Source organism: Vibrio sp. MOR3 (assembly GCF_001557775.1).
In the GTDB taxonomy this organism is placed as follows: Bacteria; Pseudomonadota; Gammaproteobacteria; order Enterobacterales; family Vibrionaceae; genus Vibrio; species Vibrio jasicida.
Map to the genome: position 1 here is coordinate 309659 of NZ_LNRD01000004.1, position 22864 is coordinate 332522.

The 22864-nt window shown below is 46.2% G+C and carries 25 protein-coding genes; 15 read left to right on the forward strand and 10 right to left on the reverse strand.

Translation table 11 applies throughout. The features are described 5' to 3' along the window. Positions 1-61 precede the first annotated feature (61 nt). Positions 62-268 (reverse strand): hypothetical protein, encoded by a 207-nt coding sequence (locus ATB76_RS11170; RefSeq protein WP_038869812.1) that lies wholly within the window; start codon positions 266-268, stop codon positions 62-64. 359 nt (positions 269-627) lie between these two features. Between ATB76_RS11170 and ATB76_RS11175 the strand changes: the two genes are divergently transcribed. Next, positions 628-1332 carry a carbonic anhydrase family protein gene (locus tag ATB76_RS11175; RefSeq protein ID WP_038869811.1) on the forward strand — a complete coding sequence of 235 codons (705 nt, stop codon included), beginning with the start codon at positions 628-630 and terminating at the stop codon, positions 1330-1332. Positions 1333-1896: 564 nt separating this feature from the next. Here ATB76_RS11175 and ulaG read toward each other — a convergent pair. Both ulaG and ulaR read right to left on the reverse strand, forming a co-directional pair. Next, positions 1897-2964 (reverse strand): L-ascorbate 6-phosphate lactonase, encoded by a 1068-nt coding sequence (ulaG, locus tag ATB76_RS11180; protein WP_045422910.1) that lies wholly within the window; start codon positions 2962-2964, stop codon positions 1897-1899. A 124-nt stretch (positions 2965-3088) separates the two neighbouring features. Then, on the reverse strand, positions 3089-3844 hold the full coding sequence (ulaR, locus tag ATB76_RS11185) for an HTH-type transcriptional regulator UlaR (protein WP_038869808.1): 756 nt from the start codon (positions 3842-3844) through the stop codon (positions 3089-3091). Positions 3845-4230: 386 nt separating this feature from the next. Between ulaR and ATB76_RS11190 the strand changes: the two genes are divergently transcribed. The 8 genes from ATB76_RS11190 (at position 4231) to ATB76_RS11225 (ending at position 11290) form a co-directional block, all read left to right on the forward strand. Continuing rightward, positions 4231-5991, forward strand: coding sequence for a PTS ascorbate-specific subunit IIBC (locus ATB76_RS11190; RefSeq protein WP_061035201.1), 1761 nt, complete (start codon positions 4231-4233; stop codon positions 5989-5991). Positions 5992-6112: 121 nt separating this feature from the next. Continuing rightward, positions 6113-6589 (forward strand): PTS sugar transporter subunit IIA, encoded by a 477-nt coding sequence (locus tag ATB76_RS11195; RefSeq protein WP_009702554.1) that lies wholly within the window; start codon positions 6113-6115, stop codon positions 6587-6589. Positions 6590-6598: 9 nt separating this feature from the next. Next, positions 6599-7291, forward strand: a complete 693-nt coding sequence (locus tag ATB76_RS11200) for an L-ribulose-5-phosphate 4-epimerase (RefSeq protein ID WP_061035202.1) — start codon at positions 6599-6601, stop codon at positions 7289-7291. A 4-nt stretch (positions 7292-7295) separates the two neighbouring features. After that, positions 7296-8117, forward strand: coding sequence for a Cof-type HAD-IIB family hydrolase (locus ATB76_RS11205; RefSeq protein WP_061035203.1), 822 nt, complete (start codon positions 7296-7298; stop codon positions 8115-8117). 5 nt (positions 8118-8122) lie between these two features. Further along, complete coding sequence (locus ATB76_RS11210) at positions 8123-8770, forward strand: 3-keto-L-gulonate-6-phosphate decarboxylase UlaD (protein ID WP_038880142.1); 648 nt, start codon at positions 8123-8125, stop codon at positions 8768-8770. An 8-nt stretch (positions 8771-8778) separates the two neighbouring features. Next, positions 8779-9660: an L-ribulose-5-phosphate 3-epimerase gene (locus ATB76_RS11215; RefSeq protein WP_038898432.1), complete on the forward strand. Its 882-nt coding sequence runs from the start codon at positions 8779-8781 to the stop codon at positions 9658-9660. 183 nt (positions 9661-9843) lie between these two features. Further along, a complete protein-coding gene (locus ATB76_RS11220; protein WP_038880148.1) occupies positions 9844-10272 on the forward strand; it encodes a hypothetical protein in 429 nt (142 codons plus the stop codon). A 151-nt stretch (positions 10273-10423) separates the two neighbouring features. Then, complete coding sequence (locus ATB76_RS11225) at positions 10424-11290, forward strand: hypothetical protein (RefSeq protein WP_061035204.1); 867 nt, start codon at positions 10424-10426, stop codon at positions 11288-11290. 126 nt (positions 11291-11416) lie between these two features. On the opposite strand, the gene nagB is transcribed toward ATB76_RS11225, so the two are convergent. Further along, positions 11417-12217: a glucosamine-6-phosphate deaminase gene (gene nagB / locus ATB76_RS11230; RefSeq protein ID WP_038869802.1), complete on the reverse strand. Its 801-nt coding sequence runs from the start codon at positions 12215-12217 to the stop codon at positions 11417-11419. A gap of 374 nt (positions 12218-12591) precedes the next feature. On the opposite strand from nagB, the gene ATB76_RS11235 reads away from it, so the two are divergent. Further along, the gene (locus ATB76_RS11235) at positions 12592-12843 is read left to right on the forward strand and encodes a DUF3081 domain-containing protein (RefSeq protein ID WP_038880154.1); all 252 of its coding nucleotides are present in this window, start codon (positions 12592-12594) and stop codon (positions 12841-12843) included. A 142-nt stretch (positions 12844-12985) separates the two neighbouring features. Here the strand turns inward: ATB76_RS11235 and ATB76_RS11240 are convergent, their stop codons facing one another. Further along, a complete protein-coding gene (locus ATB76_RS11240; protein ID WP_038869800.1) occupies positions 12986-13339 on the reverse strand; it encodes a DUF413 domain-containing protein in 354 nt (117 codons plus the stop codon). A gap of 148 nt (positions 13340-13487) precedes the next feature. On the opposite strand from ATB76_RS11240, the gene ATB76_RS11245 reads away from it, so the two are divergent. Further along, on the forward strand, positions 13488-14381 hold the full coding sequence (locus ATB76_RS11245) for a LysR family transcriptional regulator (protein WP_038869799.1): 894 nt from the start codon (positions 13488-13490) through the stop codon (positions 14379-14381). Positions 14382-14541: 160 nt separating this feature from the next. On the opposite strand, the gene ATB76_RS11250 is transcribed toward ATB76_RS11245, so the two are convergent. Together ATB76_RS11250 and ATB76_RS27200 are read right to left on the reverse strand one after the other, a co-directional pair. Next, on the reverse strand, positions 14542-14985 hold the full coding sequence (locus ATB76_RS11250; protein ID WP_038869797.1) for a DoxX family protein: 444 nt from the start codon (positions 14983-14985) through the stop codon (positions 14542-14544). A gap of 349 nt (positions 14986-15334) precedes the next feature. Beyond that, positions 15335-15538, reverse strand: coding sequence for a hypothetical protein (locus ATB76_RS27200; protein ID WP_038869796.1), 204 nt, complete (start codon positions 15536-15538; stop codon positions 15335-15337). 204 nt (positions 15539-15742) lie between these two features. On the opposite strand from ATB76_RS27200, the gene ATB76_RS11255 reads away from it, so the two are divergent. From ATB76_RS11255 to ATB76_RS11265, 3 genes are all read left to right on the forward strand, one after another. Next, positions 15743-17110: an AlkA N-terminal domain-containing protein gene (locus ATB76_RS11255; RefSeq protein ID WP_061035205.1), complete on the forward strand. Its 1368-nt coding sequence runs from the start codon at positions 15743-15745 to the stop codon at positions 17108-17110. Further along, the gene (locus ATB76_RS11260; RefSeq protein WP_005434707.1) at positions 17107-17589 is read left to right on the forward strand and encodes a methylated-DNA--[protein]-cysteine S-methyltransferase; all 483 of its coding nucleotides are present in this window, start codon (positions 17107-17109) and stop codon (positions 17587-17589) included. The genes ATB76_RS11255 and ATB76_RS11260 overlap by 4 nt, the downstream gene beginning before the upstream one ends. Positions 17590-17697: 108 nt before the next feature. Further along, a complete protein-coding gene (locus tag ATB76_RS11265; protein WP_038880160.1) occupies positions 17698-18519 on the forward strand; it encodes a hypothetical protein in 822 nt (273 codons plus the stop codon). A gap of 72 nt (positions 18520-18591) precedes the next feature. On the opposite strand, the gene ATB76_RS11270 is transcribed toward ATB76_RS11265, so the two are convergent. Beyond that, positions 18592-19200, reverse strand: coding sequence for a YitT family protein (locus ATB76_RS11270; RefSeq protein ID WP_038880163.1), 609 nt, complete (start codon positions 19198-19200; stop codon positions 18592-18594). 218 nt (positions 19201-19418) lie between these two features. Between ATB76_RS11270 and ATB76_RS11275 the strand changes: the two genes are divergently transcribed. After that, positions 19419-19814 carry a GFA family protein gene (locus ATB76_RS11275; RefSeq protein ID WP_038869788.1) on the forward strand — a complete coding sequence of 132 codons (396 nt, stop codon included), beginning with the start codon at positions 19419-19421 and terminating at the stop codon, positions 19812-19814. 26 nt (positions 19815-19840) lie between these two features. Here ATB76_RS11275 and nhaD read toward each other — a convergent pair whose 3' ends face one another. Together nhaD and ATB76_RS11285 are read right to left on the reverse strand one after the other, a co-directional pair. After that, positions 19841-21271, reverse strand: a complete 1431-nt coding sequence (gene nhaD, locus ATB76_RS11280; RefSeq protein WP_038869787.1) for a sodium:proton antiporter NhaD — start codon at positions 21269-21271, stop codon at positions 19841-19843. A 420-nt stretch (positions 21272-21691) separates the two neighbouring features. Next, the gene (locus ATB76_RS11285; RefSeq protein WP_061035206.1) at positions 21692-22717 is read right to left on the reverse strand and encodes an acyltransferase family protein; all 1026 of its coding nucleotides are present in this window, start codon (positions 22715-22717) and stop codon (positions 21692-21694) included. Between the last annotated feature and the right edge of the window lie 147 nt (positions 22718-22864).

The following is a 22864-nucleotide window of genomic DNA, read 5'->3' on the forward strand; positions in this document are numbered from 1 at the left end:
AATGTGTTCAGCTGTGGTTGAAGCTAAATCTAAATATCTGGAGCAGATTATTAAATAGTCCCTACTTCAATAGCCTAATGATGTTCTTGGGCCTTCTTATATAGTCATAAAACTCTTTTGCTTTAAGCCTACCGACTGAAAGTTCAATTTTAAGCTCATTGGCAAGTAATCTTAATGTCGATCGATTAACCATATCTTTACGAGCATTCACTTTATCTAGGTATTCATCCAAGATTTTTTCATCATAAACGTAGATATATTCACTCATAATCGTATGTCCTTTTAAATGATAGTTTTAGTTGGCAATAAACCCTGAATTAGAGTTTGGTTTTTTATGACGAGGTAAATTGATGTCGTTTTAGACGATGTTCGTTTTGCGTTTGGATTATTAAAGTATAAGAATAAGGCTTCAAGCAGTTTTGCTGTGATTCTTGTATGTTGAAATAATCTAGTCTGATGGTGAAATACAAATCTCACTATTAGTTCTGTCCCAAAGTGATTTAAATATTTGTTTAATTTGTTTTTATAAATGTTGAATATGGGTGTGCTTGCATTTATCTGACATTGCAATGACTTTGAGGTTTTACTAATTATCTGATTTTTAATAATTTATTAAATGAGGATAAGATGAAGAAATCACTGTTAGCGATTGGCCTTTTATTAAGTTCTGCAGCACATGCTGAGCATTGGGGATACGAAGGCGAGAATGGGCCTGAGTTTTGGGGTAAATTCTCTGAAGATTGTCAGCAAGGTAAGAACCAAAGTCCTGTTAATATCCAATCAACCGTGTTGGGTATTATGGATGAAATACACATCAACTATTTAGGTCATGCCGTTTCAGCTATTGATAATGGTCATACTCTGCAAGCCAGTGTTGAGGGCAATAATACGCTACTGGTTGACGATAAAAAGTACACGCTTTCTCAATTTCACTTCCATACGCCATCTGAAAACCACATCAACGGAGAAGAGTACCCGCTAGAGGCGCACTTTGTTCATGCCGATAAGGATGGCAATCTAGCGGTTGTGGCAGTCTTCTATAAGCTAGGAGATGAAAACCCAACACTGGAGAAGTTGCTAAACCATGACTTTAAAAAAGGCAAAACAACCAGCTTTGAACCTGTGAGCATCAAGTCTCTTGTTCCTTCTAAGCACAGCTACTACCGATTCAATGGTTCGTTAACGACACCTCCGTGTTCTGAAGGTGTTCGTTGGTTGGTACTAAAAGAGGTTCAAACGGTATCTGCAGCGCAAGTGAAAGCGTTTATGGACATCATGGGCAAGAACAATCGCCCTATCCAGCCGATTAACGCTCGACTCATTATCAACTAACCCATTAATGACGAACCGAAGTTTGACGCGGTTTGCGTGCTATCTGAGATTAACGGTTGTCTAAACGAAAAAAGGACTCTTAGTGAGTCCTTTTTGATATTAAAAATAAGAGCATACATCAAGTGGAACTCAAGTGTCTGATGGGTACTCCATCCTTGGAGATTTGACACTTAAGCGACATCGAACGCAGTCACACATTGCACTCGGATGTACTAACCGAAACCAATTTAACATTGGACTTGTAAGCAGTACATCAAATGATTTTTGTCGATTAAAGATGTCTAAGTAGCTAAATTTTAAGTGGTTTATCTTCGAGGTTTTAGATGGATATTGTGGATATTGAGCGTAAGTTAGAGCGAAGTTGGCATTTATTAGAATGCTTGTAGATGTACGCTAGCGTCTGGGGTTTTTGAGAGCGTTAGTCTCTCTGAAAGCTCTCCTACTTATAGATAGCGAATGTTAATCGTCGCATAAAATGCGCTCTGTATAATCTGAAGTTTCTGCAATAAAAAAGGACTCAATTGAGAGCCCTTTTGGTTTTCGCTGTCTGACGTTGCGACGGAATTACAAGAACGCTTTGTATGGCAACTCTGGTTCGTTTTTGAAGATATCGCTAAAGCCACGGAAGTGTTGGTAGTGCATGCGACCTTTATCGGTTGGGAAGGTGTATTTGCCCCCAACTTGCCAAAAGAACGGTGCGAACTTGTATTGCAGACGGTCTTTCTTCATGTTCCACAACACTTCGATTTCGCGTGGGTCGTTTTGGAAGTTAGCCCAAATATCGTGGTGGAATGGCATCACGACATCACAATTCAACGATTCTGCTGCGCGTAGGATGTCAGAAGACGTCATCTTGTCAGTCACGCCACGTGGGTTTTCACCGAATGACAACAGTGCCACGTCGATTTGGTATTCGTTGCCGTGTGCGGCGTAGTAGTTCGAGTAGTGTGAGTCACCAGAGTGGTAAACCGAGCCGCCTGAGGTTTCAATCAGGTAGTTCACCGCGCGTTTGTCCATGCCGTCGAGGATTTCTTTATCGTAAGAAGAAGTGCCCTCTGGTAGCGTGACAAGTGCAGTGCGATCGAATGAATCCAGTACGCGGATCTTCATGTCGCCGACTTCAAGCACATCGCCCACTTTCGCGACCACACAACGCTCTTCTGGCACGCCCCAGCCCATCCATAAATCGACACATGCTTGTGGACCGATGAACTTCACGTGGTCACCACAGTTTTGCAGTACCGCTGCCGCAACGTTAACGTCGATATGGTCAGCGTGGTCATGGGATGCCATTACTGCGTCGATCTCTTGGATAGCAAATGGGTCAAGTGGGAAGATAGCAGTACGTAGATTTGGTTGCAGCGCTTCGACACCGCCCATACGCATCATTTGGTGCTGGTTCTTCATGAAAGCGTTCTTTTGCGTCTTTTTGCCCGTACCACACCAGAAGTCGATAGAGATGTTGGTGTTGCCCTCACTCTTCAACCAGATACCTGTACAACCTAGCCACCACATCGAGAATGTATTTGGTTCTACCACCGTATTTTCGATCTCTTCGTTTAACCAGGTACCCCACTCAGGGAATGTATTTAGGATCCAAGATTCACGAGTGATTTCATTTACTTTACTCATAGCAACACCTTTTTGTTTCACAATTTTTATTAAATTTGGGATGTAGGGAGCCGAGCGCCTTAATTTGTGGTTAAGGCACTGAGCTGAATTATTTTTATTTATTTGAGAAAGAGGCTAGGGCGCGTTAGACCAGAATGACCTGTGTCCCTTTTGCTTCTATCGCTTTGATGACTTCTGGGTTGGCGTTTTTGCCAGTGATCAGAATGTCGATTTTCTCAGTAGGACAGAACAACATGCCCGTTCTGTGACCCACTTTGGAGCTGTCTACGACGACGACGAGCTTGTCGATTTGCTCAAGCATTTGCTGCTCAGCCACCGCGGTTAACATGTCGGCTTTGTAGAGTCCGGCTTCGGTTAACCCTTTACCCGAGGTGAACATCCAATTGCCTGCGTAACTGCCAAGCGAGTTGGGCGCCGGATTTAAGAACAGTTTTTGTGAACGGTTGTATTGACCGCCAATGATGATCACATCGTCATGGTCTTCATTGATCAGGTAGCTTGCCAATGGGAAGTAGTTGGTGACGATCTGCACGTCTTGCCCACACAACTTCTGCCCAAGTAGGAAAGCGGTCGAACCGCAGTTAATGACCACGCTGTCGCCAGGCTGACAAAGCTCAGCGGCTTGCATCGCAATCAAGGATTTTTCTTCGTAATACTCAGTGCTGTTGATGTTCAGCGGTGACCATTTTTTCTTTTCTGCTTCGACGCGTTCTGCGCCGTTGCGTACTTTGCGTAGTTTGCCTAGCTCATCCAGCTTAGATATATCACGGCGAGCCGTAGCTGGAGAGACGTTAAAGCTCTCAATAATGTGTGAGACGTTAATCGTCTGATTTTCTTCTAGTAAAGACAGAATGCCATTGTGTCTTTGTACTTCATTCATACCCATCACCCTATTTGATTCAAATTCACCGAAATGTGTATCTAGTGATTATTTGGTGATTACTTGTGATTTGTTTTGATTCTATTAATCACGCTCTTGATTGTCAAATTCAAGACTGATGAAAATCTGAACCTCATCACAAGAATTTATAAGTCGTTGTATTTATTGGTGATTTAATTTTCATGTGTGATCCACTTACCATTTGTGTGGTTTTTTGGAGGGCAAAATTGATAAATATCAAAATAATCACAAATGAGCATTGCGTGATTACTTTTGATTGTTAGAGTTTATTTCGTGAGCAAAAACTGAGTAGATTCTGCGACATCAGATGGAATCACTTTGACCTACATACGATTACAAATAAAAAACACTCTAGGGGTAAAGATATGGAGTTCTTGTACGACATCTTCTATATTTTTTACAGCCAAGTTATGACCAAAGCCCCACTACTGCTGGGTTTGGTAACATGCATTGGCTATTGGTTGCTGAGAAGAGACGCCACCACCATCATTAAAGGTTCCATCAAAACGATCGTGGGTTTCATGCTGGTTCAAGTGGGTGCGGGCACCCTAGTTGCTGGCTTCAAACCTGTGATCTCCAAACTTTCCGAATACCACGGGCTAACCGGCTCGGTCATTGACCCTTACACCTCCATGATGTCTACCATGGAAGCGATGGGCGACAACTACTCTTGGGTGGGTTACGCCGTTCTATTAGCATTAGGTATCAACATCCTCTTGGTACTGTTCCGCCGCTACACGGGTATCCGCACCATCATGCTGACTGGTCACATCATGTTCCAGCAAGCAGGTCTGATTGCCGTGTTCTACTTTGTGCTTGGCGCAAGCATGTGGGAAACCATCATTTACTCTGCGGTGTTAATGGCGCTGTACTGGGGTATCTCCTCCAACATCATGTTCAAGCCAACTGAAGAAGTCACCGGCGGGGCGGGTTTCTCTATTGGTCACCAACAACAGGTCGCGTCTTGGATTGCAACAAAAGTCGCGCCAAAACTGGGTGATAAGAACGACAGCGTTGACCACCTAGAACTGCCTAAATGGCTACATATCTTCCACGACAGCATCGCAGCAACGGCGATCGTGATGACGGTGTTTTTCGGCATTATTCTGCTTTCATTCGGTCTTGATAACCTTCAAGAAATGGCAGGCACTACACACTGGACTATCTACATCCTAGAAACGGGTCTGAAATTCGCTGTTGCGATTCAGGTGATTGTTGCCGGTGTTCGTATGTTCGTTGCTGAGCTGTCTGAAGCGTTCAAAGGCATCTCTGAGCGTGTGATTCCAAATGCGGTATTGGCGATTGACTGTGCGGCTATCTACGCATTCTCTCCAAACGCAATGGTATTTGGTTTCATGTGGGGTGCGCTGGGTCAGTTCGCTGCAGTACTGGCGATGTTGGCATTCGATGCGCCAATCATGATCATCCCTGGCTTCATTCCAATGTTCTTCTCTAACGCGACCATCGGCGTATTTGCTAACCATTTCGGTGGTTGGAAAGCGGTGATGAAGATCTGTTTCGTGATGGGCATCATCGAGGTGCTAGGTTCTGCTTGGGCTATCCACCTATTTAGCCAACACGGCACAGAATTCAACGGCTGGATGGGCATGGCGGACTGGGCGCTTGTATTCCCACCAATCATGCAAGGTCTGTCTGCATCGAAAATGTTCTTCTTCGTTCTTGTTGGTCTGTCTCTGGTTTACATGTTCTTCGCCTCTCGCACGCTACGTGCTGAAGAAGACGCGCAAGGCACAGTAGAAATCAGTGAAGAGCCAGAAGTGATTGAAGCGGTAGAGCAAGCAATCAAAGCGAGCGACGGTCTGCGCCCAGTCAGCATCCTAGCAGTATGTGGTAACGGTCAAGGCTCATCGATGATGATGAAAATGAAGATCGGCAAATACCTAGAGAAGAAAGGCATTCCTCACGTGATGGACTCATGCGCAGTGTCGGACTACAAGTCGAAGCTTGCGAGCACGGACATCATCGTATCGTCGAAGCACCTGTCTGCAGAGATGGAGCCAGGTGAAGGCAAGTTTGTACTCGGGGTGCAAAACATGCTTAACCCTAACTCCTTCGGTGACGAGCTACTCGACATCATCAATAAAAACTTTGTACCAGCAAAATAAAACAGCATGACCAAATATCTCTCAATGAAGAGATAAGAAACCAATAACAAACAGCGGATGACAACAGTGGTGCCGGGCTTCGGAAAGCCAAAGTCACGGCACCCAAACTGGAGATAGAACAATGGGATTAAAACAATCACTGATCGACAACAACTCAATCAAACTGCAAGCAAAAGCCTCTAACTGGCGTGAAGCCATCAAGATTGGTACGGACATGTTGATTGCCTCTGGTGCGATTCAGCCTTCTTACCACGACGCCATCATCAGCAGCGTGGAAGAGTTAGGTCCTTACATCTGCATCGCGCCTAACTTGGCACTGCCACACGCACGCCCAGAAAACGGCGTAATTCGTACTGCTTTCGCACTGGTTACGCTAGAAGAGCCAATCTACTTTGAAGGCGAAGACGAGCCAGTTGATGTGCTAATCACGCTAGCGGGCAGCTCTTCCGATGAGCACATGGAAGGTCTGATGGAAGTGACCCAAGTGTTGGATGATGAAGACAGCGAAACGGGCGTGGATTTGGACAAGCTTCGCCGTTGCCGCAGCAAAACCGATGTATTCAACGTGATTGATGAAGCTCTGGCTGTTACTGCTTAAGGAGGAATCATGTACAGCGAACTGAAACAACGTGTGCTCGAAGCCAACCTCAAACTACCGAAATACGGTTTGGTGACCTTCACTTGGGGCAACGTGTCTGAGATTGACCGCGAGCGCGGCGTGATTGCGATTAAACCGTCGGGGGTGGAATACGATGGCATGCGCGCTGAGCACATTGTGGTGGTCGATTTAGACGGCAATGTGGTGGAAGGCAACATGAATCCATCCAGCGATACCGCGACCCACATCGAGATCTACAAAGCGTTCCCACAAGTGTGCGGCGTGGTGCACACCCACTCACGCAGCGCAACGATTTGGGCGCAAGCAGGGATTGATATTCCTGCGCTGGGCACGACTCATGCCGACTACTTCTACGGCGACATTCCATGTACTCGCAAGCTCTCACAACGCGAAATTGCCGAAGAGTACGAGAAGAACACTGGCTTAGTGATAGTGGAAGAGTTTCGTCAACGCCGCATCGATCCAATGGCAGTGCCAAGCGTGATTGTAGCAGGGCATGCGCCTTTCTCTTGGGGAACCAACGCTGACGATGCCGTGCACAACGCAGTGGTATTGGAAGAGATTTCTGCCATGGCATTAGCAACGCGTTCACTCAACAGCGGCATCAAGATCCAGCCTGAGCTTTCAGACAAACACTACCTGCGTAAGCACGGTGAAAACGCCTACTACGGGCAGAGGTAACGACATGTACAAAGTGCTTGCTTTAGATTTAGACGGAACCGTCCTCACCGATGACCACAGCATTCACCCAGAGGTGAAAAAAGCGATTCAAGAAGCGCAGCAGAAGTGTCACGTGGTGATTGTCACCGGACGCCATCACACTGCGGCACGTCCGTATTACGATGAGTTGGGTCTTACCACGCCTATCATCTGCTGCAACGGCACTTATGTTTATGACTACCACAATGACCGAGTGCTCAAGCACAACTCCATCGATAAGGAAGACGCGCTGACGTTCATCGCCTTGGCGAAGGAGTTTCAGGTCAAGATGGTGATGTACGTAACCGATGCCATGACGTACTCAAACTACAACCCAATTCATTACATGGAAGCGCTGGAAAAGTGGGCGAAAACCGCGCCTGAGCACCTTCAACCGAAGATCTACAAAGTCGACTCGTTCAGTGAAGAAGTGCGCAATACCGAGTTCGTGTGGAAATTCGTGGTGGAAGGCTTACCAAGCTCGGTAGAACGCTTGATTGAAAACCCATGGGTGAAAGAGAAATTCAACGGCGAACGCTCGTGGTCGAATCGCATCGACTTCGCAGCAAAAGGCAACAGCAAAGGTTTAAGACTGGCGGAATACGTTTCTGAGTTGGGTTATCACCCGAATCATGTCATTGCCGTAGGCGATAACCACAATGATATTTCCATGCTCCGTTACGCCGGATTAGGCGTTGCCATGAATAACGCAGACGATACGGTACGCTCAAGCGCCCGTTTGGTGTGCGAAACCGATAACAATAACGACGGCTTAGCTCGTCTGATACGTGAAAAAATTCAAGGATAAGCATCATGACCAAACCAATGATTCAAATCGCTTTAGACCAAACTAACCTAACTGACGCCGTGGCGGTTGCAAGCAATGTGCACAGCTATGTCGATGTGATTGAAGTGGGCACCATTCTCGCGTTTGCAGAAGGGATGAATGCGGTCTCGACGCTACGTAAGAACCACCCAGACCACATTCTAGTGTGCGATATGAAGACCACTGATGGCGGCGCGATTTTGTCTCGCATGGCGTTTGAAGCAGGCGCTGACTGGATTACGGTTTCAGCCGCAGCGCATATTGCGACCATCGAAGCGTGTAAGAAAGTCGCGGATGAGTTTAGCGGCGAAATCCAAATCGAAATCTACGGCAACTGGACGATGGAAGATGCGCAAGCGTGGGTGGATCTCGGTATCACTCAAGCGATTTACCACCGTTCTCGCGATGCAGAGTTGGCAGGGATTGGCTGGACAGATGCTGACATCAACAAGATGCGTCAACTCTCTGAGCTAGGTATCGAGCTCTCTATCACGGGCGGTATCGTGCCAGAAGACATCTACCTGTTCGAAGGCATCAAAGCGAAAACCTTTATCGCAGGTCGTGCATTGGCGGGCGACAAAGGGCAAGAAACCGCAGAAGCATTAAAAGCGCAAATCGACCGTTACTGGAACTAGGGGGCGACATGTATCAGAACCTACAACGTCATCGTGTTGGCTTGTATGAGAAAGCGTTGCCGAACGAGTTGAGCTGGGAAGAAAAGCTCAGCGTGACCAAAGAATTAGGCTTCGACTTTCTTGAGATCTCGGTGGACGAATCAGACGAGCGCCGCAGCCGCTTAGATTGGGATGACGAGACGATTTATGCCCTGCGTCACCAGTGTGAACGCTACGGCATGCCATTGCAGTCAATGTGTTTGAGCGCGCACCGCAAGTTCCCGTTTGGCTCGGCTGATCCGAAGATTCGCGAACAAGCCGTGCTGCACATGGAAAAGGCGATCGCATTGGCGTACAAACTTGGCGTCCGTACCATTCAATTAGCTGGCTACGATGTGTATTACGAGCCAGCAAACCGTGCTACCCACTTGCGTTTTATTGAAGGTATGAAGGAAGCGGCGAAACTGGCAGAGCGCGCAGGTGTGATGCTTGCTGTCGAAATCATGGACACCGATTACCTCAATTCATTGAGTAAGTTTGAGGTGCTCAATCGCGAAGTGAACTCGCCGTATTTTACTGCTTATCCAGACGTGGGCAATATCTCTGGTTGGAACTATGACGTGTGTACTGAGCTGAAATTGAGTAAGCCACACATTACCCAAATCCACCTTAAAGACACGTATCGCGTGACGCCAGAATACAAAGGTCAGTTCCGCGATCTGGTGATTGGCGATGGTGAAGTGAACTTCGATGCCATCTTCCGCACACTCAAAGAGACAGACTGCGTCGTGCCATTGGTGATTGAGATGTGGGCGCAAGATGAACATTGGCGTGCGCACATTCAAACTGCCCAGCAGCGCTTAAATCAAGCGTGTGATCATGCGGAATTACCAAGGTTGTTTGCCGCATAATTCTTTCTGGGTCGTATAGACACTTACATGCTCCGGTGCTCGTTATTGGGCACCGTTTTCCCATCGTGGGAACGTGCAGTTTTTAACCCTCGTGAAAACTGCACTCTTTCGTTTCATTGGTTGACTTACCATCAGGGTTGGCGCAAAGTTGCGCTTTGTCGTTATGAAACCCCGTTAATCTGAATGAAATTACTCCATCTGCAACTTTTCTGGTACGAAAAACATCACACCCTATTGGAGATGGAAGACCTGCCAATTCTTACCCCAGCGCAAGAGCAAGAACTGCGTGAGTGGGCGAAAACACGCCGCAAAATCCTCAGCTACGAAGTGCATCAACAGCCTTGGGTAAAAGTGAACGTCGACGGTTTCTCATCGATTTTAGAGCTCAAACCAAATGGTACGCTGATGGAAAAAGACTTGTTCAGTGAGCGTGGTTTACAGGGCTTATGGAAGGTCAGCGACGGCTTCTTGTTCATCAAAGTCATCAGCGGTGAATTCATCGTCGAATACCAAATTGTTGGTCATACAGAAAACAATGTGCACAGTGGTATCGAGTACATCAATGGCAAAATCAGCACCTACAGCAAATTTGCCAAACTCGCGAATAATTAAGCCGATTCAATTCGATGTAGAGAAAGGAGCCAAAGCGCTCCTTTTTTGTTGTGGATAGGAAATCCCAACTATTCTTACTTCAAGCAATGAAATCAATGCGTTAATATCCAAGTCATCATCTTATTTCAAACAGTAGCAGGAGGCATGAATCGTGTCTGAAAAAATATCGACGTCGGCGCTGGCAAAAATGCGTCAGATAGAAGCCAAGCTGCTGTTTGCGGATCTCAAACGCGCTGGTTACATCGTTCGTCAAGACGAGAAATGGATTTTGACCGAAGAGGGCGCCAAGTTCGGCGGTGAGTATGTCGATCACCCTAAATTCGGGCAATTTATTGTTTGGCCGACCAACTTGCACATCGAGCTTGCTGCAACGTCTGGCAAAACCTACAGCGCAACCCAGTTGGGCGAGAAGCTGAAGCTCAATGCCAAGCGCATGAACCAGCTGTTAAGTGAATTAGGCTGGATCAGCAAATCCGAAGAAGGTTGGAGTTTAACCGAAGCCGGAATCCGCGCAGGTGGTCAACAGAGAGCCGATAAAGAGTCGCAGAACACCTTTGTGGTGTGGCACGATGTAGTGCTGCGTAACAAGCGACTCAAGCAGTCTGTGATTGAGTTTTTAGGTCAAGATGCCGAGTCCCATTCCACAGATAAGTCGTTTTCTAGTTTTCGCCAGAAGTTTGAAGCTAAGCACCGTACTTTAGACGGGCATTATGTTCGTTCTAAAGGAGAACTGCTGATCGATAACTGGCTGTATTTGGCTGGTGTGGTGCATGCTTACGAGCGCCAACTGCCGATCGACCAAGACGTGACAAGCGATTTCTACCTACCGGGTGGCAAAGTCTATTTGCAGTTTTGGGGCAGCGACACCGGTGAGATGTTAGAAGCGGAGCGAGAGAAGATTCGTGCGGTTTACGAGCAGCATAACTTCAACCTCATTGAGGTCGAACCGAGTGAGTTAGATAAGCTCGATGAGGTATTGCCGAAACGTCTGCGCCAGTTTGGTATTCAAGCTTATTAAACGCCTCGCTAGCGGTTGTTTAAATTCCTACACCTTCAAACCTGCCAGTCTTTAAAAACGAAAAAACCCGTGATGACTCACGGGTTTTGTGTCTTCAGCGTTTATCTTTGGTTGTTATCCGAAGGATTAGAAACCTTTGATGTTTTCCGCTTCTAGCTCAGAGAAGTACTTAACTGTCTTCACTTTAAGCTCTTGTTGTGAAGGCTCATCACAAACGATCACTGCTTTAGGGTGTAGTTGAAGTGCAGAAACCGTCCATAGGTGGTTTACGCTGCCTTCTACTGCTGCTTGTAGAGCAAGTGCTTTGTTGTGACCAGTTACTAGGATCATCACTTCTTGAGCGTCTAGTAGCGTACCAACACCGATAGTTAGTGCGTATTTAGGAACTTGGTTGATGTCGCCATCGAAGAAACGAGAGTTCGCGATACGAGTGTCTTCAGTTAGTGTCTTGATGCGAGTGCGAGAAGACAGAGAAGATGCTGGCTCGTTGAATGCGATGTGGCCGTCGTTACCTACGCCGCCCATGAATAGGTTGATCTTGCCGTAAGACTTGATTTTGTCTTCGTAGCGTTGGCATTCCGCTTCGTGATCTTCCGCGTTACCGTTAAGAAGGTTGATGTTCGCTTCTTGGATGTTTACGTGGTTGAAGAAGTTGGTGTACATGAATGAACGGTATGATTCTGGGTGATCCGCAGGGATACCGATGTATTCGTCCATGTTGAAAGTTACAACGTGTTCGAAGCTCACTTCACCAGCTTGGTAAAGTTCGATCAATGCTTTGTAAGTTGCTAGAGGAGTGCCACCTGTAGGTAGACCCAGAACGAACGGACGCTCAGCAGTTGGTTTGAAGTCGTTGATGCGCTTAGCGATGTGTGCTGCTGCCCACTTGCCTACTTGTGCTGCTTGAGCTAACGGGATAAGTCTCATTTTGTGCCCCTAGTTATTGGAATTTAAGATGTTCTGAAACATTAATTCGCATTATAAAATAAGTAATGTTGAACTGCTATTGTTTTAGGTCAAAAATTTGCTTTTTCTTTAACCAATGTTGCTTTTCTGGGCGGTTTTTACGTTTGCTTCGAGTTGAATCTATGCAAAGCCGTGAAGCAAGCCTAGTTGATTAGCATGTAAAATTTATGACTGAAATTAAGTTTTTTGGCTGAACGAGCGAGCCGAATTGAATGGAGTTGCGTAGGAGAAAGGGAAGAAAAATGCTGAAGTTATGATCTCACGCAATCTATGGTGTGGCACGGCGTTTCTTCCTTATCCATACTTTAAGTGTGTTTATTGCTGAGGGAATCGCAATGAAAAACGAATTAGACGCAACCAAAGTGCTCCAAGCATACGAATGTGTGATGAACAACGGCACGCCTACTGAGTTTGGCAAGATGTATGAAGGGATAGAGGCCTATTCTGATTACGATGGCTATAACGTGTTTCTGAGAGGCAATGGTGTGGAGCTTACGGTGGGGTTCCACAACACCTATCATTTGGAATATGACCAAGAGCATCTGAAAGACAGCTTCTTGAAGAAGGTAGCCATGTTAGCGAAATAATCACTCGCCAAATAGTTGTTCGGAAAAAATGAAAAGCCCTTAGGAATGTCACCTTCGGGCTTTTGGAAAAGAAATGGTTTTGCAACACCACCAAGTTGTATTTTTTGGCGGCTTAGCCAAGCATTATAGCTCGGCTATTCGATTAATCGTCTTCTGCTAGGCTCTCTTCCGCATAATCATCTGTCGCTTCTTGTTTGTTACGTCCATTTAGCGTGTGGAAGCGCTTGCGACCACGAGCTAGCTGTACGTATTTTAGCCAAGTGCGCTCGATCTTAGTTTTCGCTTTGCCTGGGTTTTCGAGAACTTTTACGAAGTGTTTTTCTTCGCTGTTCTCAGGTGTCAACTCGCCTGACTCTAAGCCAAGCATAGTATCCCCATAAATTGTTAGGATTTCCTCTTCTGAAAGAGTAAAATCGCCAGACTTTGCAAAGCCGCGTGGGAATTTTACGTTGTCGTAAAAACGTTTTTTGCCATGACGAAATTCAGTGTCAGACATATCAACAGCCTCTGTAACCGTTATTGATGAATGTGATGAATTACGGCGAAAATTAGGCGCAAAGCTAACAAAAGAAAAACAAAACTTTTTTGTCGTCAAAATTTTAATTAGTTGTTAATCTGGTTTTATATTGACCAGGAGATGGTTTATGGATGTAAAGGTCTTTCGAACATTTTTAGAGCTGGCAAAGGTTCGTCACTTCGGACGAGCTGCTGAGAACTTGTATATTACACAAGCTGCGGTGAGCGCACGCATCAAACAATTGGAAAGTTATTTCGATACGCAGTTGTTTATTCGTGATCGAAATAACATAAAGTTGACCTCTGCAGGTGAGCGTTTAATAGGCTATGCAGAGGTGATGGTTACCACTTTGCAGCAAGCCAAGCTCGAATTATCCCTCGAAGATGGTAAAGCGTTACAGCTGACCATGGGGGGAACGCCAAACATTTGGGATGCTTACTTACAAAACTGTCTAAGTGTTGTTACTGACTCTTTCGGCGGTTATGGCTTTATGGCGGAAGTCATGGGCCGTGAGATGCTAAGCCGCAGCCTGCTTGAGCGCACGCTAGATATGGCGTTTGCTTTCGACCAAATCAAAGCGGATGAGCTGAACTGTAAAAAAGTCGCTGATGTGGTGCTTGTGTTGGTTTCAACTAAGCCAGATTGTTTAGAAACCGTATTTGAGCAGAAATACGTTTACGTAGATTGGGGCACACGCTTTGCGTCTGAGCATGCAGAACGCCACCCTAAAATCCCTGCGCCTTACCTTCGCACTTCTACCGCGCGTATCGCGTTAGACTTCGTTTTGGAGAAGGGCGGCAGTGCTTACCTACCGGTGTCTCTGGTTGAGCCGTTCATTGCAAGCGGGCAGCTTCACAAGGTATCTGGCGTAGAAGATTGGTACCGTCCTATCTATTTGAGCTATCGCAAAGCCAGCACGTCTGTAGAAGCGATTAAGCAGGTTGAAGAAATCGTGAAAGAGATTGACCCGTTAACGGCGTACAGCTTGCAGCAAATTGCGGACATTCCGGCAGACGAGTAATTTCTTCTTTTGCGATCCAGTGCAAATTTAAACGAAAGCCCTTTGGTATAAACCAAGGGGCTTTCTGTATTGGTTTGCGTAAATTCACAGATGTTTATAAATTCAGCGTGATGCTTGAAGCGAGAGTCATGGCAGAATTTAGGCCCATGACGAACCTGCTTTACGCCAGTTTTTGATGAAGTGTGCCATCCAGTGCCGCTTTGCCTGCGCCAGAAAATGCGAGAGAAACACAAGCTGCCAGTAATGCGAGACCAAATTCGTAACCGTTGTTCGACATGAACAAACCATTCTCGAAATGAACCGAGAAAATCGCAATCACCATGGTGAATGCTAGAGCCACAGCCGCTGGTCGAGTTAGAAGACCAAGCAAGATGAATAAGCCGCCAAAGAATTCTGCGCTGCCCGCAAGGAGTGCCATCAACATGCCTGGGCCTAAACCGACCGATGCCATCCACTGACCTGTTGCTTCAAGGCCGTATCCGCCAAACCAGCCGAAAAGTTTTTGTGCACCGTGCGCCATAAAGATAATGCCAACCGGAATGCGAAGGGTGAGTGCGCTGTAACCTGCATTTGAAGTCGTGATTTTGTGTAGCAGTGCTTTCATGATTTTATCCTTCCTCGGAAATTCTACTTATTTGGGGTGATCGCCTCTTTGTTGTTGGAGCAAGTTTAGGTAGTGGGTTCAGAAGAAAAAATCGGGACAATTTGATGCTCTCGTTCGAGAAATTTGATGGAACATTTTTAACGTAACAAATACAGGGTTTTAGGCTAATTTTAGGATCTTTTTATTGTTCGTTACTATGGTGTTTTTGTTTATGGAAGTCGCAACATTTCGAATAACTTTCCAATCGTGTTTTGTATTTTGAAATAAGAATGTCGTAAATACTGAGCAAAAAAAAGAGCACATTTCTGTGCTCTTTTGTTTTTACGATTAACAAGGGAGAAAGGAGTGTTTAAAGATTCATTAAGCTTTCAAGCGAGTCCTCTACGCTATGGTAGTGGTAGGTGCGTATACTCACACCATCCGACGCATTGATTTGAATTTCTGAAATCTCGTTATCAGAGTCGCGCTCAATAATCCCTATAGAGTGCTCGACTGATTTACTGGTAATAACCTTGTGATTTCTAAGTACAATCACGCACGTATGTAAGTCCATGCCAATTCCCTTTAGCCGACGTTGTTGTGTTGTTCTGATTTAACTCTAGTGCACAAATTTACTAATGCCAAAAATTCTCAATATTGAGTTCCGAAAATGGCTAATTTACAGTAACCCTTCGTTCTACAATGAAGTTATACCGTTTGAGTTGTAACCGAATATGCGGCTCTATAGAGCACCCAATGCGAAAGCAAGGACAGCATCATGCTTATCCATCCCCATACATTGTTGACGTTCGAGCAGTGCCAAAAAGCGCGCATGGCACGTGACAGCCGTTTTGACGGTCGTTTCTACGTTGCAGTCAAAACCACTGGGATTTTTTGTCGACCAATTTGTCCAGCCAATCTGCCCAAAGAGGAAAACGTTGAGTACTTCACTGACAAGACGCAGGCACTGAAGGCCGGATACCGCCCTTGCTTACGTTGCCGCCCAGACAGTGCGCCAGGATCATGGGCTTGGAAAGGGGTTGAAACTACATTTCAACGTGCGATCAAAATGATCGATCGTGGTGAGTTGCACCATAGGTCCCTCGCGGATCTCTCCGATCGTCTCGGGATCTCAGATCGTTATTTGCGCATGCTGTTCGAGCAATATTTGGGGATGTCACCTAAGCAATATGCGCAGTATCAGCAGTTGATGTTTGCTAAGCAGCTCTTGCATTCGAGTTCGATGTCAGTCACTGAAGTTGGCTTTGCCGCAGGATTTAACAGCACTCGACGATTCAACGATGCGTTTCAAAAGTTCCTCCAACTGACACCTTCCCAAGTGCGCAGAAAGGAATTTGATGGCGTAGGGACGAATCGAATCGTGCTCCCTTATCGGGGCGCGTTGAACTGGCAACACATGCTCGATTTTTATCGTCTGCGTGCGATTGAGGGGATGGAGCAAGTTAAGCAAAACACCTACCAGCGCAATGTTGTGCTGGATGATTGCCATGCACGATTCAAGGCTACTCAAGGGGAGGGCTACCTTGAGATAGAGTTTGATATTGAAGATGTTACTAAGCTGCAAAACCTTGTGTCTGGCGTGCGTCGAATGTTCGATCTCGATGCGGATATTTGCACCGTCGAGCAGCACCTGGAATACATTGCGCCTGGATTGGTGAAAACCCACGGGATTCGGATTCCGGGCGTCTGGAGTGCGTGGGAAGCCGGTGTACGTGCCGTGTTGGGTCAACAAGTGTCGGTCAAAGCCGCAATTGGGCAACTTAACTTGTTAGTGGAAACACTCAGCAGCGATCAGCATGCGCGCCACTTTCCAACGCCAGAAGCGATTGCTAATGCCGATGTTAGCTTCTTGCGTATGCCGCAAAGCCGTAAAGACACGCTCGTGCGATTTGCTCAGTACATGCAGCAAAACCCAGAAGCCGATCCGCAGCAATGGCTGGAATTAAAAGGCATTGGTCCGTGGACGGTGAGCTATGCGCAATTGCGTGGCCAATCTCAGCCCGATTGTTTTTTAGATAAAGACTTGGTGGTGAAGAAAACCATGCCAAACTATCCGTCATTGAATGCTCATACTGCATCGCCTTGGGGCAGTTACGCGACTTTTCACTTATGGAATCAATCATGAAATCACTTTATACGGTAATGCCAAGTCCGTTAGGCGCTGTGACCATTCAAGCTAACGATCAAGGTTTGCTCGGAATTTGGTTTGAAACGTGTACCACCAAACCAGATGATTTGGGTGAGCGTGATGATCAACATGCAGTGCTCAGTCAGACTGTTACTCAATTGGAAGAATACTTTGCTGGGCTGCGTAACGAATTTGACTTGCCACTTGCAGCGACAGGCACTGATTTCCAAACTCAAGTTTGGCATGCGCTAACGACCATTCCTTATGGTGAAACATGGAGCTACCAAGACTTGGCGAATGCCATCGGCAATCCGAAGGCGGTACGAGCGGTGGGACTGGCGAATGGTAAGAATCCTATTTCGATTGTGGTGCCGTGCCATCGTGTGATTGGAAAAAGTGGCAAGCTCACTGGTTATGCGGGCGGGGTAGAGCGCAAACAGCGATTATTGGCTTTGGAGAAGGGCTCGCCACTTTAAGTGAGGCCATTCTCAGAATCCGGCAAGGTTTACCTTATTTGCTTCGATTTTGTGTAGGGTTGTTGAGCTAAAGAGCAATCCAGAGCAATGAAAAAGGAAAATAAGGATATGTCTTTCAAAACGGATTTTGATGCATTCATAAACCAAAGTTGGCAGCAGCATGAAGCGCAGCCACAACAAACATACACTCAATTAGAACAAGCGCTTAGTGAGGTGGAAGACACTAACCATGCTGAGCGCATCTTACCCTTGATGCTGCACACTTCCATCGGTCATCTGCACGACCCGAAGCAGTTTCTCACCAGTTTAGATAAGCTCGAAAATGGCGTAGCGAGTCAGTGTATGGTGCGTCAGAGAGCCAAAATTGTCGCGCAGTACTTTGTGGATCAAACGACGGACCATATCGTTGACTTGGAAGATGTCGATCAGCGCCGCGTTTTTGCTCAGATTGCCAACGAGCTATCTGCGATGAACGAGCTAGAGCAAGCTAGCACATGGTTAGCAAAAGCAGCCAACGGGATAGATTCAGACCAAACTGCCGAGCCGTTGGCACGTTCAATTGCCATTACGGGCAACAACCTTGCCTGCCAATATGAAGAGCTTGAAACGCGCTCTGAAGCCCAGGTAGAGCGAATGCTAGAGGCTGCAACATTGGCGCTTGAGAATTGGAAGGTTGCTGGTGGTTGGATGCAAGAAGAGCGCGCAGAATATCGTTTAGCCATGAGCCTACTTAAAGCAGGAAACCCACTCCAAGCCAAAGTGCACGCTGATCGCTGTGAGGCAATCTGTCGACAAAATGGAGAAGATGCTTTTGAGCTCTTCTACGCGAATGATTTATTGATGCTGGTGCATTATCACTTAAGCCAACAAAACAAGCTCAAGCTGGCTGAAGGGGACCAACAATACTGTGAGAACTCGCCTCTAGTGTAGTCTTATGTAGCGGACAAGGAAAAGCCCCGAGAATTTGTCTCGGGGCTTTGGTTTTTGTCATGTGTTAGAAGATTATGCCGATTGTGGCGTTGGTTGATATCGCCCTGGTTTGTGGTTCATTGCCAAGATTAAGTTGGTCGCCACCGCGCCAAGTATAGATAGGGCGATCAAGTGAATATCGACGATAAATAGAGACATCACCACGATGGTGCAGTCGAGCGCCATTTGAACTTTGCCTGCACGAATGCCAAAGCGTTCCTGAAGGTAAAGTGCCAATATGTTGAAACCGCCCAAGCTCATCTTGTGGCGGAAAATTACCAGCATTCCCATACCAATCAGGCCTCCACCGAGGAGGGCGGCGTAAACGGGTTCAATACGAGAAATTTCAATCACATGGTGCAGGTGGTCTACCGCAAAGGACACGATCGAAACCGCAATAAAAGTGTTGATGGTAAAACGCCAACCCATGCGCATCACAGACAAAATGTAGAAAGGTAGGTTCAGTGCAAAGAAGATCTGACCAAAGCTAAAATCACTCACTTTAGTGAGGAAGATAGCAAGACCAGCAGTGCCACCTGTCAGCAGTCCCACTTTGCTAAAAAAGATAACCCCAAGTGACACCAACGCACTACCGAGCGTCAGAGCCAAGAGGTTCTCTCTAAGGCTATGATCTTTATCCATAAAAGTATTTTCCTTGGTTTTAAAACCGTTTTAACTGCAAGCGCACAACCAAAACGGATGCGGTTGGCAAAACGCCAACCAAATAGTGATAAATCGATGAATAAAATGTCGTGAAAAGTGATTGATGTCGAGTTTTTGACCTAGATTGCGCGGATGTTAACTGTTTAACAGACTTTACACATTAAGCTAGATGAACACTGAAGCAACAAGGAAAAGTCATGATTAAACAAGTGGGTAGTACCACAATTCAGCCTTTGCATAAGCTCTCTTGTCATTGCGGAAAAGTACAAATCGAACTGTCATTACCAAATGGAATCGAGAAGCCTAGACGTTGTGATTGTTCTATGTGCCGACGTCGTGGCGCGATTGTGGCATCAGTACCTTTGAATGGGATTCGCATCATCCAAGGTGAGGAGGCACTCAAGCTGTATCAGTTTAATACCAGCACGGCTAAGCATTTTTTCTGTGGTGAATGCGGTATCTACACGCATCATCAGCGCCGTTCTGACCCGAGTGAATACGGTTATAACGTTGGTTGCTTAGAAGATGTAAATCCTTATGAGCTGGGAGATATTGAGGTGATGGATGGCGTGAACCACCCATCAGACCGGTAAGAATATTCAATATTGATCAAGGTAGGTTAAGTGAACAAACTGCCATTCATCCAAAGGTGCGCCGCAATACTTGCGGCATAACCTAGCGCAATCACCGGTGCCCATTTTAAATGGCCAAAGAAGGTGTATTGTCCCCTTGCTGCCCCCATTAATGCCACGCCAGCCGCTGAACCAATCGAAAGCAAGCTACCACCCACGCCTGCAGTCAGCGTGACTAACAGCCAGTTCCCCATCGACATGGTTGGCTCCATCGTTAATACAGCAAACATCACTGGAATGTTATCCACGATAGCAGAGAGAATCCCCACCATGACGTTAGCCCAGATTGGGCTCCATTCGGTGTACATCACGTTGGAAACTAACCCAAGATAACCGAGCAAACTCAAACCGCCGACACACATGACGACACCATAGAAGAACAGTAAAGTATCCCACTCTGCACGTGATACACGGTGGAATACATCAAACGGCACCACTGAACCTAAACGCTTTAAGGCATAATCATCGCCATTGGCAATCGCTTCGGCCGCTTTTTTGGCAAGTGAATGTTTTAGTGTTCGACGCAGGAAATAACCGAAAAACTGCAGGTACGCCAAGCCCATCATCATTCCGATTACTGGCGGGAAGTGCAGTACCGCGTGGAAAGATACCGCCGTTGCGATAGTGAGGATAAACAAGCCTACAATTCGTCTTGCTCCACGTTTCAATTCAATATGTTCATGGACCGTATCTGGCTTAGTGTTTGGTACAAACAACGACATGATGAACGCAGGAATGACGTAGTTGATCAATGACGGAACAAACAACGGCATAAATTCAGCAAAACTGACGTGTCCTGCCTGCCAAACCATCAGGGTCGTTATATCACCAAATGGACTGAATGCGCCGCCAGCGTTCGCCGCAATGACGATGTTAATACAGGCAAGGTTCACAAACCTTGGATTATCGCCAGAAACTTTCATCACCACCGCACACATTAACAGGGCCGTGGTTAAGTTATCCGCGATAGGTGAAATGACAAATGCCAAACCGCCTGTAAGCCAAAATAGCTGTTTGAAATCGAAACCTTTACCGACCATCCATGCTTGCAGAGCATCAAACAGCCTCCGCTCTTCCATTGCATTGATGTACGTCATCGCTACTAGTAGGAACAATAAAAGTTCGGCGTATTCCAGAAGGTTGTGTTCCAGTGCGGCTTTAGCGACGTCAGCTTGGTTGTGTTGGGCAAAGGTGTACCCAATCAAAATCCAGATTAATCCTGCGGCGAGCAGTACTGGTTTGGATTTTCGCATATGCAGGTATTCTTCCAGCATCACCAGAATGTAAGCAATGGTGAAGAGAATCAGTGCGGCATAGCCGACGGCAGAATTGACGAGGTTGAGGTCACTGGTGGACGCTGCAAAACTGGGGCTTGAAAAGAGTAAGCAGCAGAAAGCGACAATTGGATAGATTGACATAGACATTTCTCCTTGTCTGACTGGAGAAATTTTAGCCACAAATTAATAAGTTAAGTGTGAGAAAGCTCGAATTAACGGTAGGAGTTTTGAATTGATGTAGCTTGCGCCACTACTTTCTGAGTGACGCAATACTTGCAGCGCCAAATAGGAATACTGCAGCGTATAAACCGTAAGTTAGCCAATGGCTAATTTCTAAAAAAGGAACGAGTCCTTGACTTGCCCACATACCGCCCCCGTTTAATGAGCATTTTGTTGATGTCGAATAAATCTAAAGTAAATGAACAATGTTTTTTGTGAGTGAAAGCAAATTACGTAGCATTAGAAGTGATAATGTTGGCGAGTGAGAGAGAGCTCTCATTTTTGAGAGGCTTGCTTTAACCCCAAAGTGTTAGAGCAAGCCATACATAGTGCTGAATGGATTTAGCGCAGCAATAGTTTTTTCAGTGGAGTGGCTTCGATGCCTTTCACAAGCAGCAGAGTGACCACAATCGTTGCTGGATAAATAAAGGCGTCTTTAGCTAGGTTTTCTAGCCCCAACATACCTGCGATGTTCATCATGATGATGATCACCAATAGGTGGCTCACGTAGATGCCTAGAATGCTCGGTGACCATTTAAATATCCATGGCATATTGCCGAAGTTTGGGTGAGCAAGAAGCCACATGAATGCACCCAACGACCAAATTACGGTACCAAACAAGAAGTCGTGTGAGTTAAATGCGATTTCATAATTCATAAGGTAATAGGCTTCGCCAAAATGCAGTGCCATACCGATCAGTATTAAGCGAATGGTGTTATTGCGCGACCATTGCCACTGATGTTGTCTTGCTAAGTAACCAAGCACCACCAATAAAGTACTGAAGAACGGACCATTACGTGTAAAGAAGGGCGTTGGTAGTTCAGTGAGTGTGACGTAGCTGCCTGCAAACACACCGTAGACGTAAAGTAATACCGCCGCAGGAAGCAACAGTTGTACCATGTTAATGCGAACCAGCAACGCAATAATAGCCACGGCGATGACAAGTGCAGGAATGAACCACAAATGCACCAAGCCACCTTCTAAGAGCGAGTTCACTGGGTTCGACATCAGGTAACCCCAATAACCCTGTCGCTCGACGAGGTAACCTGCTTCTGCAACTACTTGCCAGCGAAACGGCATTAACAGACAAATCAGGCTCCAAATCAGCCATATTTTGAGCAGAGGCTTGGCGTAGTTTTTCAGTGTCTCAACGGGATTTGTGCTGAGTTTAGGCTGGATTAGATATCCGGAGATGAGAAAAAACAGTGGTACAGCAAAGCGAGCCAATTGGTTAAGCATGTACCCAACCCAAGGTACTTCATCCCATTGCCAATACGTGAGAGCCATCTGACAGTGAAGCCCAATGATCGCAAACATTGCGATGATGCGGGCAAATTCTAAACTGGCAATTTTCTTTGTTGTTGCCATAAGTGCTTACCTAAAAAAGTGAAAAATCGCTGCGAAATTAGCAGTTAACGATTCAGTTCTCGCGGTAAAAAATCAACTCATGTGCAATTGACGGCAACCAGTTTGCGAAATTCAGACCCATCTCTAATTTCTAAAATCAAGATTCAT